This is a genomic window from Flexivirga sp. G2, from assembly GCF_055397625.1.
Genome location: NZ_AP039675.1, coordinates 3,449,778 through 3,463,593, shown reverse-complemented (window position 1 = coordinate 3,463,593; position 13,816 = coordinate 3,449,778). Strand labels below are relative to the sequence as shown.

15 protein-coding genes are annotated in these 13,816 nt (G+C 68.1%); 12 read left to right on the top strand and 3 right to left on the bottom strand.

Translation table 11 applies throughout. The annotated features are described in order from the left end of the window. Window positions 1-26: 26 nt before the first annotated feature. The 8 genes from ACZ50J_RS16795 (at window position 27) to ACZ50J_RS16760 (ending at window position 8,111) form a co-directional block, all read left to right on the top strand. Window positions 27-452, top strand: a complete 426-nt coding sequence (locus ACZ50J_RS16795) for a guanyl-specific ribonuclease (RefSeq protein WP_464298297.1) — start codon at window positions 27-29, stop codon at window positions 450-452. Further along, the gene (locus ACZ50J_RS16790; protein ID WP_464298296.1) at window positions 449-871 is read left to right on the top strand and encodes a barstar family protein; all 423 of its coding nucleotides are present in this window, start codon (window positions 449-451) and stop codon (window positions 869-871) included. Before ACZ50J_RS16795 ends, ACZ50J_RS16790 begins: the two co-directional genes overlap by 4 nt. Beyond that, window positions 868-2,076 (top strand): amidohydrolase, encoded by a 1,209-nt coding sequence (locus tag ACZ50J_RS16785; RefSeq protein WP_464298295.1) that lies wholly within the window; start codon window positions 868-870, stop codon window positions 2,074-2,076. Before ACZ50J_RS16790 ends, ACZ50J_RS16785 begins: the two co-directional genes overlap by 4 nt. A gap of 192 nt (window positions 2,077-2,268) precedes the next feature. Further along, a complete protein-coding gene (locus ACZ50J_RS16780) occupies window positions 2,269-3,381 on the top strand; it encodes a BMP family lipoprotein (protein WP_464298294.1) in 1,113 nt (370 codons plus the stop codon). A 126-nt stretch (window positions 3,382-3,507) separates the two neighbouring features. Continuing rightward, window positions 3,508-5,025, top strand: a complete 1,518-nt coding sequence (locus ACZ50J_RS16775; protein ID WP_464298293.1) for an ABC transporter ATP-binding protein — start codon at window positions 3,508-3,510, stop codon at window positions 5,023-5,025. Beyond that, on the top strand, window positions 5,022-6,350 hold the full coding sequence (locus ACZ50J_RS16770) for an ABC transporter permease (RefSeq protein WP_464298292.1): 1,329 nt from the start codon (window positions 5,022-5,024) through the stop codon (window positions 6,348-6,350). The genes ACZ50J_RS16775 and ACZ50J_RS16770 overlap by 4 nt, the downstream gene beginning before the upstream one ends. Beyond that, complete coding sequence (locus ACZ50J_RS16765) at window positions 6,347-7,696, top strand: ABC transporter permease (RefSeq protein WP_464298291.1); 1,350 nt, start codon at window positions 6,347-6,349, stop codon at window positions 7,694-7,696. Before ACZ50J_RS16770 ends, ACZ50J_RS16765 begins: the two co-directional genes overlap by 4 nt. Beyond that, on the top strand, window positions 7,683-8,111 hold the full coding sequence (locus ACZ50J_RS16760) for a cytidine deaminase (RefSeq protein WP_464298290.1): 429 nt from the start codon (window positions 7,683-7,685) through the stop codon (window positions 8,109-8,111). Before ACZ50J_RS16765 ends, ACZ50J_RS16760 begins: the two co-directional genes overlap by 14 nt. Window positions 8,112-8,123: 12 nt before the next feature. Here ACZ50J_RS16760 and ACZ50J_RS16755 read toward each other — a convergent pair whose 3' ends face one another. Both ACZ50J_RS16755 and ACZ50J_RS16750 read right to left on the bottom strand, forming a co-directional pair. After that, on the bottom strand, window positions 8,124-8,570 hold the full coding sequence (locus tag ACZ50J_RS16755) for a hypothetical protein (protein WP_464298289.1): 447 nt from the start codon (window positions 8,568-8,570) through the stop codon (window positions 8,124-8,126). Between the two features lie 98 nt (window positions 8,571-8,668). Next, window positions 8,669-9,031 carry a hypothetical protein gene (locus ACZ50J_RS16750; protein ID WP_464298288.1) on the bottom strand — a complete coding sequence of 121 codons (363 nt, stop codon included), beginning with the start codon at window positions 9,029-9,031 and terminating at the stop codon, window positions 8,669-8,671. 172 nt (window positions 9,032-9,203) lie between these two features. Between ACZ50J_RS16750 and ACZ50J_RS16745 the strand changes: the two genes are divergently transcribed. The 3 genes from ACZ50J_RS16745 to ACZ50J_RS16735 are packed head-to-tail and all read left to right on the top strand — an operon-like array spanning window position 9,204 to window position 11,955. Further along, window positions 9,204-10,487, top strand: a complete 1,284-nt coding sequence (locus tag ACZ50J_RS16745) for a thymidine phosphorylase (RefSeq protein WP_464298287.1) — start codon at window positions 9,204-9,206, stop codon at window positions 10,485-10,487. 48 nt (window positions 10,488-10,535) lie between these two features. Further along, window positions 10,536-10,892 carry a cupin domain-containing protein gene (locus tag ACZ50J_RS16740; protein WP_464298286.1) on the top strand — a complete coding sequence of 119 codons (357 nt, stop codon included), beginning with the start codon at window positions 10,536-10,538 and terminating at the stop codon, window positions 10,890-10,892. After that, window positions 10,885-11,955, top strand: a complete 1,071-nt coding sequence (locus ACZ50J_RS16735) for an adenosine deaminase (protein WP_464298285.1) — start codon at window positions 10,885-10,887, stop codon at window positions 11,953-11,955. Before ACZ50J_RS16740 ends, ACZ50J_RS16735 begins: the two co-directional genes overlap by 8 nt. Here the strand turns inward: ACZ50J_RS16735 and ACZ50J_RS16730 are convergent. Continuing rightward, on the bottom strand, window positions 11,940-12,791 hold the full coding sequence (locus tag ACZ50J_RS16730) for an RDD family protein (RefSeq protein WP_464298284.1): 852 nt from the start codon (window positions 12,789-12,791) through the stop codon (window positions 11,940-11,942). The two genes, ACZ50J_RS16735 and ACZ50J_RS16730, sit on opposite strands and share 16 nt — an antisense overlap. 23 nt (window positions 12,792-12,814) lie before the next feature. On the opposite strand from ACZ50J_RS16730, the gene ACZ50J_RS16725 reads away from it, so the two are divergent. Next, window positions 12,815-13,810, top strand: a complete 996-nt coding sequence (locus ACZ50J_RS16725; RefSeq protein WP_464298283.1) for a stage II sporulation protein M — start codon at window positions 12,815-12,817, stop codon at window positions 13,808-13,810. Window positions 13,811-13,816: the final 6 nt, after the last annotated feature.

The following is a 13,816-nucleotide window of genomic DNA, read 5'->3' as shown; positions in this document are numbered from 1 at the left end:
GATGGGCTCGCCGGTAACCTGAGTGAATGCTGCATCGGGTCAAGCGGATTCGCGAACTCTTCATACCCGGTGTCTTCGCCCTGCTCGCGCTCATCGCGCTGGTGTGTGTGCTGGCGAGCTGCACGACCAGCTCCGGAGCGAGCCAGGGCGGACAGGGCAACCAGCACAAGGACGGCATGTCGACCGTGGCGGTCGCCCAGTTGCCGGACGAGGCCCGGACGACGCTGTCGCTGATCAAGACCGGCGGGCCCTTCCCCTACCGCCAGGACGGGGTGGTCTTCCAGAACCGCGAGCGGCTGTTGCCGCGCGAATCCTCCGGCTATTACCACGAATACACCGTCAGGACACCGGGCTCATCGGACCGCGGCGCCCGTCGCATCATCAAGGCACGCGACGGCACGCTCTACTACACCTCCGATCACTACGAGAGCTTCAAGAGGATCGTGCAGTGACTCCATCGACTTCACCGGCCGACCTGATCGACCGGGGCGCCTCCGGCCTCCATCCCACCGACGACATCACGGGCGCTCGGCTCGTCGCGCGTGAAAAGGGTTGGCGGGTCGTCGAACTCGACACCTCCGCCGGCACGGACAAGGCGCACTTCCTGGCCGTATGCCGCACGGCGTTCGACCTGCCGGACTGGTTCGGCAACAACTGGGACGCTCTCGCCGACAGCCTCACCGACGTCGACAACACCCCGGGCACACTCGTCCTCTGGCAGGGTGCCGGCTCACTCGAGGCACCGGTGCGCGAGACCGCGGCCGAGATCTTCGCCGACCGCGCGGAGCAGGCGACGAGTCGCGGACTGAGCACGTTCCTGGTGCTGGTCGGCAATGACTCGGGCGCCGGACGTACCATGAACGACTTGTGAGTGACCTTGCCCCTTCGTGCGCGACCGTGGACCCCGCTGCGGCCGTCGTCGCCGAGATCGAGCGGCTGCTCCCGCAGTTGGTCTCCTGGCGCCGCGATCTGCACGCCCACCCCGAGGTGGCACGCCGTGAGACCCGGACCACCGCCTTCCTGCACGACACCCTGACCGCCGCCGGCATCGAGGTCACCGCGCTGCCCGGCACCGGGCTGCTCGCCGACCTCGGCGCGACCGAGCCGGTCCGCCGCGTCGCGTTGCGAGCGGATCTCGACGCACTGCCGGTGCCCGAGCGCAGCGGCCTGCCGTTCCGGTCCACCACCGACGGCGTCTGCCACGCCTGCGGACACGACGTGCACACGACCGTCGTCCTCGGAGTCGCCCTGGCACTGAAGACGATCGAGCCGTCCCTGGTCGACCGTGGCCTCGCGATCCGCTGCATCTTCCAGCCCGCCGAGGAGGTCATGCCCGGCGGCGCGCACGACGTGCTCGACGCGGGAGCGATGGACGGCGTCGATCGGGCGCTCGCCGTGCACTGCGACCCGAGTATCGATGTCGGAACCGTCGGCCTGACCGTCGGACCGATCACGGCAGCCTGCGACCAGGTCGAGGTGACGCTGACCGGCCCGGGCGGGCACACCTCCCGGCCGCACCTGTCCGCAGACCTCACCTTCGCGCTCGGCAAGGTGCTGACCGACGTGCCCGCCGTGCTCAGCCGCCGCCTCGACCCCCGGTCCGGCGTCGCGCTGGTGTGGGGACGGGTCGATGCCGGGCACGCCGCGAACGTCATACCCGCGAGCGGACGGGTCGTCGGCACGCTGCGGATGCTCGACGCCGACGAATGGAAACGTGTGGACGGGCTCGTCGAGCAGGTGGTGCAGGAGGTCGTGGCGCCATACAAGGTGGCGGCGCAGGTCGCGCACATCCGCGGTGTGCCGCCGGTCGTCAACGACGCGGCGGCCATTGCCGCGCTCACCGCCGCGGCCCGCGCGACGGCGGGGGAGCGCAGCGTCGTCCCGACCCGGCAGTCGCTCGGCGGGGAGGACTTCTCCTGGCTGCTGCAGAAGACCCCCGGAGCACTGGCCCGCCTCGGCACCCGTGCTCCCGGCGGCGCGACCTACGAACTGCACCAGGGCGACCTGGTCATCGACGAGACGGCGATCGGCGTCGGCACCCGACTGCTGGCCGTAGCAGCCCTGAGCGAGGTATGACGCGGCGGACGCATAACGGTTCGGTCGCAGAAACGTGATATGTGGCTCCGGTCACGATCGGCAGGCTAGGCTGCCGACTTGCCCCACACGGGTGACTGAACCTCGGGGGATCCATCAACGCCTCAGGCACCCGCAACCGCGGAGCCACCGCCCAGGCTTTCAGTAGAAGTTGCACCACGAAAAGGAGACACCGTGCGTTCGGTGATGAAGATTGCGGCCGTCTCGGCCGTTGCAGCGATGGCCGTGGCCGGCTGCGGCAGCAAACCTGCAGACAAGAACTCCGCCAGCGGCGGCGCCTCGGGGTCGGGAGCCGCTGCCACCGGAACCGCTTCGGGCAACAAGCTCAGCGCCTGCATGGTGCTGGACACCGGTGGTGTCGACGACAAGTCGTTCAACGAGAACTCCTGGGCCGGCATGCAGGCAGCGTCGAAGGCCAACCCGAACATCTCGGTCAAGTACGTGCCGTCCAACTCCGGCAGCGACTACACCCCGAACCTCACCAAGTACGCCCAGGGCAACTGTGACTCGGTCATCGCCGTCGGCGGTCTGATGGGCGACGCGCTGAAGAAGGTCGCCAAGCAGTACCCGAAGGTGCACTTCGCCGAGATCGACAACGGCAACCAGAGCGCCAGCAACATCTACGGCATCGAGTACAACACGGCGCAGGCAGGCTTCCTGGCCGGTTACCTCGCAGCCGGTATGACGAAGACCGGCACCGTCGGCACCTGGGGCGGTCTGTCCATCCCGCCGGTGACGATCTACATGGACGGCTACTGGGAGGGCGTCCAGTACTACAACAAGGCCAAGAACAAGTCGGTCAAGGTGCTCGGCTGGAACGAGAAGAACCAGAAGGCCGGCACCTTCTCCGGTTCGTTCACCGACCAGAACAAGGGCAAGTCGATCACCCAGGCCATGGTCAGCCAGGGCGCGGACATCGTCTTCCCGGTCGCCGGCGCGTCGGGCCTCGGCGCCGGTGCGGCGGCCGCCGCCTCCGGTGGCAAGCTCAACCTGATCTGGGTCGACACCGACGGCTGCCAGAGCGCCGCCAACTACTGCAAGTACTTCATCTCCAGCGCCACCAAGAACCTCTCCGGTGGTGTCGAGACCTACCTGAAGTCGGCATCGGACGGCACCTTCCCGACCGGCAACTACGTCGGCGACCTGAAGAACAACGGTGTCGGCCTCGCGCCGTACCACGACTTCTCGTCGAAGGTCCCGGGTGCGCTGCAGAAGGAGATCACGCAGGTCAAGGCGGACATCAGCTCCGGCAAGATCAAGATCACCTCGCCGAGCCAGCCGAAGTAAGCAACTACCAGCAGGGCGTGGGTGGTCGGCAGTTATGCTGCCGACCACCCACAGTTCTGTGTGGGGAGTATGGCGGGGAAGCGGTGCGATCCACCACGCCCGCCGACGACGTGACAAGGAGCACGAGTGAAACTCGAACTGCGCGGCATCACCAAGAAGTTCGGGTCGTTCACCGCGAACGATCACATCGACCTGGTGGTCGAGCCGGGGCAGATCCACGCCCTCCTCGGTGAGAACGGCGCCGGGAAGTCGACCCTGATGAACGTGCTCTACGGGTTGTACGAACCCACCGGCGGCGAGATCGTCGTGGACGGCGAGCCGGTGACGTTCAACGGCCCGGGCGACGCGATGCGCGCCGGGATCGGCATGGTGCACCAGCACTTCATGCTCGTGCCCGTGCTGAGCGTTGCCGAGAACGTCATGCTGGGCGACGAATACACCCGTTCCGCAGGGCTGCTCGACCAGAAGAAGGCCCGCGACGTCGTGCGCCGGCTGTCGAAGGACTACCACCTGGAGGTCAACCCGGACGTCCTCGTCGAGGACCTGCCGGTCGGCATCCAGCAGCGCGTCGAGATCCTCAAGGCGCTGGCCCGTGAGGCGAAGGTGCTCATCCTCGACGAGCCGACCGCCGTGCTCACCCCGCAGGAGACCGACCACCTGATGGACGTGATGCGCTCGCTCAAGGAGAGCGGCACGTCGATCGTCTTCATCAGCCACAAGCTGCGCGAGGTCCGCGCGATCGCCGACACGATCACCGTCATCCGCCGCGGCAAGGTCGTCGGCCAGGCCGAACCCACTGCCAGCCCGGCCGAACTGGCGGCCATGATGGTCGGTCGCCCGGTGCAGCTGAAGGTCGACAAGAAGCCCGCGGAAGAGGGTGAGGTCATCCTCGACATCGACGGACTGAGCGTCACCGGACCCACCGGGCAGGTGCTGGTCGACGACGTCTCGCTCGATGTCCGCGGCGGCGAGATCTATGCGATCGCCGGCGTGCAGGGCAACGGCCAGTCCGAGCTCACCGAGGCGATCGTCGGGCTCATCGAGCCGACCGCCGGGCGCATCCACCTGGAGGGCGCCGACATCACCGACGAGAGCACCGACAAGATCCTCGGCCGCGGCGTGGGCTACGTCCCCGAGGACCGCATGCACGACGGCCTGGTCGGCAGCTTCAGCATCGCCGAGAACCTCGTGCTCGACACGTATGACGAGGCGCCCTTCGGCAACTCGGTGTCCCTCAACCTCGGCGCGATCTCCCGCAACGCACGCGAGCGCGTCGACGAGTTCGACGTGCGCACCCAGAGTGCGGAGGCCGCAGCGTCGACCCTGTCCGGCGGAAACCAGCAGAAGGTGGTGCTGGCGCGCGAGATGAGCCGACCGCTGCGGCTGCTGGTCGTCTCGCAGCCGACCCGCGGCGTGGACGTCGGGTCCCAGGAATTCGTGCACAAGCGCATCGTCGCCGAACGCGACCGCGGCACCGCGGTGCTGTTGGTCAGCACCGAGCTCGACGAGGTCATCGGCCTCGCCGACCGCGTCGGCGTCATGTATGCCGGAAAGATCATCGGCGAGTTGCCGCCGACCGCGACAGCGGAGGAGTTCGGCCTGCTGATGGCCGGCCAGACCTCGGAAACCAAGGAAGCTTCATGAGTCCAGAAGACAGCGGGCCCGACCTCGGGAAGCAGGATCCGGGCGAGGAGAGCACTCCTGCACCCGAGAAGGAGACTGCGACCGGCTCCGCGGCCGAGGGCGACACCCTGGTCAAGCAAGCCGATTCCGACGACGACAAGACCCACGAGTCGATCGCCCAGATCCTGCGCAGCGACCACCCCGCGGTGGTCACGGTGCTCGCGGTCATCTGCGCGATGATCGTCGGCGCGATCCTGATCGTCGCGTCGGACGAGAACACCCGGAACAACGCGAAGTACTTCACGGCCGCGCCGGGCGACACGCTCAGCGCCGGCTGGAGCGCCGTCAAGAACGCCTACGTGGCGCTGTTCCAGGGCGCGATCTACAACCCGAACGGCGCGCAGGTCCTGGCGCCGATCTCCGAGACGCTGGTCTACGCGACCCCGCTGATCCTGGCCGGCCTGTCGGTCACGCTCGCGTTCCGCGCGGGACTGTTCAACATCGGCGCCCAGGGCCAGATCCTGATGTCCGCGGCGCTCGCCGGGTACATCGGTTTCGCCTGGCACCTGCCGGCCGTGCTGCACATCGTGGTTGCGATCGTCGGCGGCATCGTCGGCGGTGCGATCTGGGCCGCGCTCGCGGGTCTGCTCAAGGCGAAGACCGGCGCACACGAGGTGATCACCACGATCATGCTCAACTACATCGCGGTCTTCTTCATCAACTGGCTGCTCACCGAGACCTGGTTCCAGGCCCCGCCATACAACCAGGCGGTGTCGCGGACGGTCGACGGCAACGCGCAGTTCTGGCACCTGTTCGGCTCCGACCTGCGGGTCAACTTCTCGTTCATCCTGGCGATCGCCGCGACGGCGTTCGTCTGGTGGCTGCTGAAGTACGGCACCTTCGGCTTCCGCATCCGCGCGGTCGGCGCCAACCAGGACGCGGCTCGCACAGCCGGCATGAGCATCTCGGCGACCTACATCGGCGTGATGATCGTCGTCGGTGCGCTCTGCGGTCTCGCCGGTGCCTCGCAGGTCCTCGGCGACGCGAACAACTACCAGATCACCGCCAGTGTCGACGGCGGCGTCGGCTTCACCGCCATCACCGTCGCCCTCCTCGGGCGCGGTACCGCATGGGGCACGTTCGCCGCCGGCCTGCTGTTCGGCGCACTGACCGCCGGTAGTGGTCAGTTGCAGGCGTCGACCCCGACCCCACCGGACCTCGTGCAGGTCCTGCAGGCCCTCGTCGTGATCTTCATCGCGGCGCCCGGCCTGATCCGATTGATCTTCCGCCTGCGGCGCAGCAAGTCGTCCGGTTCGGCGGTCCTGGCGAAGGGATGGAACGGATGAGCCCCGAGCTGAACAAGGACTCCGTCGACGTCGTCGACTCCGCGGTCGCGACCGTCGAGGTCGCGCCCGGCGAGGTGGTCGAGCAGCACGTCGTCGAGCTGAAGCAGACCACCGCCCGCCGGATCGGCACCGGCGCGGCCATCGTCGTGCTCGGCCTGGTCGCGGCCGTGGTGCTCGGTATGTCGGCCGGTTCGCACTCGGCGAAGTTCGACCTCAACGGCTCCGACCCCGGCATCTCGGTGCCGAAATTCTCGGTGCCCGGTGTCGGCGTGATCGTCGCCTGCGGCGTCGTGATCATGCTGCTCGGCGTCGCGCAGATCGTGCGCGGCTTCAGCAAGAGCACGCTGCGCTGGGTCGGCATCGCTGCCGGCGTGTTGTTCCTGGTGGCGTTCCTGGTCTGGGCTGGCACCGAGGGCAAGCAGTCGGTGCAGGTCGGCTCGTTGTTGCAGCAGACACTGTTCCTGGCGACGCCGCTGATCCTCGGCTCGATGGCCGGTGTGATGTGTGAGAAGACCGGTGTCATCAACGTCGCGATCGAGGGGCAGATGCTCTTCGGCGCGTTCGCCGGCGCCCTCTTCGGAACCATCGCCGGCAGCTACTTCGGGTTGCTCTCCGCTGTCGTCATCGGTTGTCTCGCGGGTGCGCTGCTCGCGGTGTTCGCGATCAAGTTCACCGTCAACCAGGTGATCCTCGGCGTCGTCATCAACGCGTTCGCGCTGGGCCTCACCGGGTACCTGTATGACGCGGTGATGGCCAACGACGGCACCAGCACCAACCAGCCGAGCGTCTTCAACCCGATCAAGATCCCCGGGCTGGGCGACCTGCCGGTGGTCGGTTCGCTGCTGTTCAACCAGACGATCATCACCTACCTGATGTACGTCATCGTGATCGTCATCGACGTCATGCTGCTGCGGTCCCGCTGGGGCCTGCGCACCCGCGCCGTCGGTGAGCACCCGAAGGCGGCGGACACCGTCGGCATCAACGTGCTGCGGCTGCGCTACCAGAATGTCATCATCGGTGGCGGCATCGCGGGCCTGGCCGGTGCGGCACTGACCATCGGGTCGGTCGGTCAGTTCAACAAGAACATGACCTCCGGGCAGGGCTTCATCGCGCTGGCCGCGTTGATCTTCGGTCGCTGGACGCCGCGCGGCGCGCTCGGTGCGTCGTTGTTCTTCGGCTTCGCCAGCGCCCTGCAGACGGCGCTGTCTCTGTTGGCAACACCGGTCAAGATCGACTCCAACCTGCTGCAGATGCTGCCCTACCTGGCGACGATCTTCGCGGTCGCGGGACTCGTCGGCCGGGTGCGCGCACCCGCCGCCGACGGCGAGCCGTATGTCAAGGGATGAGGTGAACTGGGACGCCCTCACTGCCGAGGCGGTGGAGGCGGCACGGCACGCCTACGTGCCCTACAGCAAGTTCCCGGTGGGCGTCGCCGGCCTGGTCGACGACGGTCGTGTGGTGTCCGGCTGCAACGTCGAGAACGCCGCGTACGGCGTCACACTGTGCGCCGAGTGCGGCATGGTCAGTGAGTTGATCCGTTCCGGCGGCGGTCGTCTCGTGGCGGTGTCGTGCGTCAACGCGCTCGGCGAGTCACTGATGCCGTGCGGACGGTGCCGCCAGCTGCTCTGGGAGCACGGCGGCGCGGAATGCCACCTCCTGACGCCGCAGGGCGTCCTGTCGATGGATCAGGTGCTGCCGCAGGCCTTCGGTCTCGCGGACCTGCAGCACGTCGCCGACGAACAGGCCGGATCGGGCGACTGACCGTCTCGGCGGTCAGCCGACACTGCTGGGCAGCGACCCGCCCTTGCCACCGGCCAGACAGGTCGTGGTGACCTTGGTCAGCTTGCCGCTGTCCAGCGGGTTGAGTTCGTTGACCTTGCCGCTCTTCAGGGCGCGCAGCGTGGCATCGGAGAACTGCGAATAGCCCTTGTCGGCAACGCAGCTCGCGACGTCACCGACCAGCGAACGCGGAACGCCCTTGCCCACGAAGTAGTTCGTCATACCTTCCGCGACCTGTGCCTTGCTCGGCTTGCCACTGTCGGCGGCGGAGCTGTCGCCGCCGCCCGGTGTGCCATTCGACGTGGGTGCACTGGTCGAGCTGGCCGACGGTTTCGGGCTGGTCGCCTTGTCCGACGAGCCCGAGCTGCAGGCGGCCAGGCTCAACGGCAGGGTGAGCAGGAGGGCGGCGGCGGCAGCCTGCTTGGTGGGAAGCGAACGCATGATGTCCTCTCCGGAGGGGCGATGTCGAAGGTGTGACGCAGGAATGCCCCGGTCGGTTGCACACCGGCCGGGGCATTCGTGCTGTCGTGCGGGACGAATCAGCCGAGCTTACTGAGCTCGTCCTTGTACTTCGTCTGGCAGGCCGTGGACGCGGACTCGAACTTCGGCTTGTCCTTCGAGGTCACCTTGATCTCGCCGTCGCTGTTGGTCTTGCCGTCCTTGATGCTGTTCAGGCTGTCGCTGCTGACGTCGTCGTACGACTTGTCGATGATGCAGCCGGCCATCTTGTCCAGGGTCGAGTCCGGGATCTTGACACCGGACTTCTTGGCCTGGGCCTTGACGCTCTTGACGTAACCGGCCTTGACGTCGGCCTTGCTCGGCTTGCCGCCGCCACAGGCACCGAGCGCCATCGGCAGGCTGATGATCAGGGCGGCGGCCGCGGTGCGGGAAATGAGCTTCATGGTTCCTCCGTGTGGCGTGTTTCTGTGGGGTGTGAGGTCGTTGGTTTCCGGAGCATGGACGCACCGGCGGGGGTGATGGTTCCCGGTGTCCTCCCAGTCCGGGCCGCAGACTACTGTGCCCTATCCGCGGCCGGTTTCGGGCATTGGGCGCCGGCTGGCAGGATCTGGCTTTATGAGCGAGAACTTTGATGCCGTCGACGTGATTGCCACCAAGCGGGACAAGCAGCCGCTGGGCAAGGAGCAGATCGACTGGGTCATCGACGCCTATACGCGGGGTGTCGTCGCGGACGAGCAGATGTCCGCGCTCGCCATGGCGATCTTCCTCAACGGCATGAGCCGTGAGGAGATCAAGCACTGGACGGCGGCGATGATCGCGTCCGGTGAGCGGATGGACTTCGGGTCGCTGTCGCGTCCGACCTCGGACAAGCACTCGACCGGGGGAGTGGGCGACAAGATCACCCTGCCGCTGGCGCCGCTCGTCGCCGTCTACGGCGTCGCGGTCCCGCAGCTGTCCGGTCGCGGTCTCGGCCACACCGGCGGCACGCTGGACAAGCTGGAGTCGATCCCGGGATGGCAGGCCTCGCTGTCGAACGACGCGATGCTGCGACAGCTGGACGAGATCGGCGCCGTCATCTGCGCCGCCGGCGCCGGGCTCGCACCCGCGGACAAGAAGCTCTACGCCCTGCGTGACGTGACCAGCACGGTCGAGGCGATCCCGCTGATCGCCAGCTCGATCATGAGCAAGAAGATCGCCGAAGGCACCGGCTCGCTGGTGCTCGACGTGAAGGTCGGCAGCGGCGCGTTCATGAAGACCGCCGACCAGGCCCGCGAGCTGGCACGGACGATGGTCGACCTCGGGACCGACGCGGGCGTCCTGACCGTTGCCCTGCTGACCGACATGTCGACGCCGCTCGGCCTGACCGCGGGCAACGCCCTGGAGGTGCAGGAGTCGGTTGACGTGCTTGCGGGCGGCGGACCGTCCGACGTCGTGGAGCTGACCGTGGCTCTGGCACGCGAAATGCTCGCAGCCGCAGGCAAATCCGATGTCGACCCGGCGGAGGCGCTGCGGGACGGCCGGGCGATGGACGTATGGCGCCGAATGATCTCGGCGCAGGGCGGTGACCCGAGTGCGACGCTCCCGGTCGCGAACGACACCGAGGTGATCACCGCGGACAGTACCGGTGTGCTGCAGCGTCTCGACGCGCTCGCGGTCGGAGTGGCCGCGTGGCGGCTGGGCGCCGGCCGGGCACGCAAGGAGGACCCGGTGCAGGCCGGGGCCGGGGTCGTCATACACGCCAAGCCGGGCGATCGGGTCACCGCCGGGCAGCCGCTGCTGACCCTGCACACGGACACCCCCGACCGGTTCGCCCGGGCGACAGAGGCACTTGCCGGCGCGTGGTCGATCGGTGAATCCGCCGGAGAGACAACGCCATTGGTGATCGACCGGATCGCATAACCCGCCCGGCCACCTGCCAACCATTCCGACACTCACTAGAGTGTCGGAATGGTTGATCGTTACGCGGAGCCGGTGCGGATCCCGGTGCCCGGTGGAAAAATCATCGACGAGCACATCGGCGCTGCGAGCACCGGTGAGAAGCGGCTGAGTGTCGCCCACATGCAGGCGCCCGGCGAGTGGTCGGAGCCGTTCCAGACGCCCGAGTTCGACGAGTTCACCGTGGTGCTGCGCGGCACTGTGATCGTCGAGCACGGCGACGGTGAACGTACGACCGTCAGCGCCGGCGAGACGCTGAAAACGACCGCGGGAGAACGCATCCGGTATTCCACCGGACCGGACGGCGCCGACTACATCGCCGTCTGTCTGCCGGCGTTCTCACCGGACACGGTGCACCGCGATGAGTGACGACATCCGCCCGGAGATCAAGGCACTACCCAAGGTCCTGCTGCATGACCACCTCGACGGCGGGCTGCGTCCGGCGACGATCGTGGAGCTCGCGCAGGAAAGCGGGTACGACGCCCTGCCCGCGTCCGACGCCGAGTCGTTGGGCAGCTGGTTCCGCCAGGCGGCCGACTCCGGCTCGCTCGAGCGCTACCTGGAGACGTTCGAACACTCCGTCGCGGTGATGCAGACCGCCGATCAGTTGCGGCGCGTGGCATCCGAATGTGCCCAGGACCTGGCCGCCGACGGCGTCGTGTATGCCGAGGTGCGCTACGCGCCCGAACAGCACCTCGAAGGCGGACTCACCCTGGAGGAGGTCGTCGAGGCGGTCAACGCCGGCTTCCGCGACGGGGAGCAGGCCGGCGGCGGCCGTATCGTCGTACGCGCGCTGCTCACCGCCATGCGGCACGCCGCGAAGTCGACCGAGATCGCCCAGCTCGCGGTTCGCTACCGGGACGACGGCGTGGCCGGCTTCGACATCGCCGGCGCCGAGGCCGGCTTCCCGCCCACGCGCCACCTGGACGCGTTCGAGTACCTGCAGCGGGAGAACGCCCACTTCACCATCCACGCCGGTGAGGCGTTCGGGTTGCCGAGCATCTGGGAGGCCATCCAGTGGTGCGGGGCGGAGCGGCTGGGTCACGGTGTGCGGATCGTGGACGACATCACCGACTTCGGTCAGCCGGGGGAGAAGCTGGGGCTGCTGGCGGCATACGTGCGTGACCGGCGGATCCCGCTGGAGATGTGTCCGTCGTCCAATCTGCAGACGGGAGCGGCGGATTCGATCGCCGAGCACCCGATCACCCGCCTGAAGGACCTGCGCTTCCGGGTGACCGTCAACACCGACAACCGGTTGATGAGCGGCACCTCCATGTCGCGTGAGATGCAGTTGCTCGTCGACGAGGCCGGCTGGACCGTGGACGACCTGCGGTGGGCGACCATCAATGCGATGAAGTCGGCGTTCCTGCCGTTCGACGAGCGCCTCTCGATCATCGACGACGTGATCAAACCCGGTTACAGCCAGGGCTGACGACGCAGCGGGTCGGGCGGCAGGAGGCGGGAGCGGGTCGCCTGCTCACGGGCCAGCCGGCCGGCCTCGCGATCGCTGCGTGCGGTCAGTACCGCGGACAGCACGTCCTCCGGGTGCGTCCCGGCGGGCGGCGGCGGGGAGACCAGTGGCATCACCTGGCGCATCAGGTCGGTGGTGAGTGCGTTGCGTGCCGCCGGGGTCAGTGTCGCGCGACGGATGAGGAACTGCCGGATCGCCAGTGCCAGGCCGTCCGGCAAGGGTGCCAGGTCGGCGCCGGTCACCCAGGCCCGCAGGTATGGCGGGGGCGGTGGCGGCGGGCTGAGCCGCAGCCCGGTCTGCTCGCGGACGACATACGTCCCGGCGGCGAAGTCGCCCAGCCGCTTCCCGCGTGCGTTGGCGACCGACGCGATGACCGCCGGAACCCCACTGAGCAGCGGGAGTTCGATGACGCCGATCAAGCCGCGCACGAAGGCGTGCCGGAAGACGATCGGGCCGCCGTCATCGCGCACCACGCGCAGCTTGACGAGGAGTTTGCCGAGCGACCGGCCGCGGGTGAGGGTCTCGACCGTCACCGGCACCACCAGGAAGCAGGTGATGACGCTGAGCAGCCACAGCGTGTTGAGGGTGGCGTCGCTGCCGCCGTTCGAGGCGAACGTGACCAGCAGGACCAGCCCGACGAGCAACAGGATGTAACCGAACCAGTCGATGACCGCGGCGAGCAGCCGGGTGGGCAGCGGCGCGGACGGAACGTCGATGAGCACGGCCTCGCCGGTGACCATCAGATCGCTGTCCGCGCCGCGCAGCCGGCGCGCGGGCGCGGGCTGCGCGGAAGTCATGTGGCCACCCTATAGTCGCTCGCATGGACCTCGATGCGTTCGTCACCGCGCACTACCCCGAGTGGGAGCAGCTGCGTGCACTGAGCGGACGACGGACCCTCAGCGGTGCGGAGGCCGACGAGTTGCTGGATCTCTACCAGCGCACGGCGACCCACCTGTCGCTGATCCGGTCGGCCGCTCCTGACCCGACGGTCGTGCAGTACCTGTCGACCGTGTTGGCCAGGGCGCGCACGGCGTCGTTGCGGCGCCGCACGATGACCTGGTCGCGGCTGGCGGACTTCGTGGTCCGTGACTTCCCGGCGGTGCTCTACCGGACCCGGTGGTGGTGGATCGGGACGGCACTGGCCAACGTCGTCGCCGCCGTGGTGCTCGGTGCATGGGTTGCGCGGAACCCGGCGGTCCAGGCGTCCTTCATCTCACCCGAGGCCGCCCAGCAGTTGGTCAACCACGACTTCCGCGACTACTACTCCGAGTATGGCGGTGCCGACTTCGCGACCCGGGTCTGGACCAACAACGCCTGGGTCGCTGCGATGTGTATTGCCTTGGGAGTGCTCGGTTTCCCGATCATCTGGATGCTGTGGAACAACGTGTACAACGTCGGTGTCCAGGGCGGCATCATGGTTTCCTACGGCCACGGCGGCGACTTCTTCGGGCTGATCCTGCCGCACGGGATCCTCGAGCTGACAGCGGTTTTCGTCGCTGCCGGCTGCGGCCTGCGGCTGTTCTGGTCGTGGGTGGAGCCCGGTGCGCGCACCCGCGCGGATGCGATGGCCCACGAGGGTCGGTCGATCATCGTCGTCGCGATCGGACTGGTCGGCGTGTTGCTGGTCAGTGGCGCGATCGAGGCCTTCGTGACGCCGTCGCCGCTGCCGACCTGGCTGCGGGTCGGGATCGGCGTGGTGGCCGAGATCGCCTTCCTGGCTTACGTTTTCGTGCTCGGTCGCCGGGCCGTCGCGGAGGGTGTCACCGGCGATGTGGCCGAGGCGGACCGGAGCGCGGTGCTCCCGGTCAGTGCGTGACAGCGG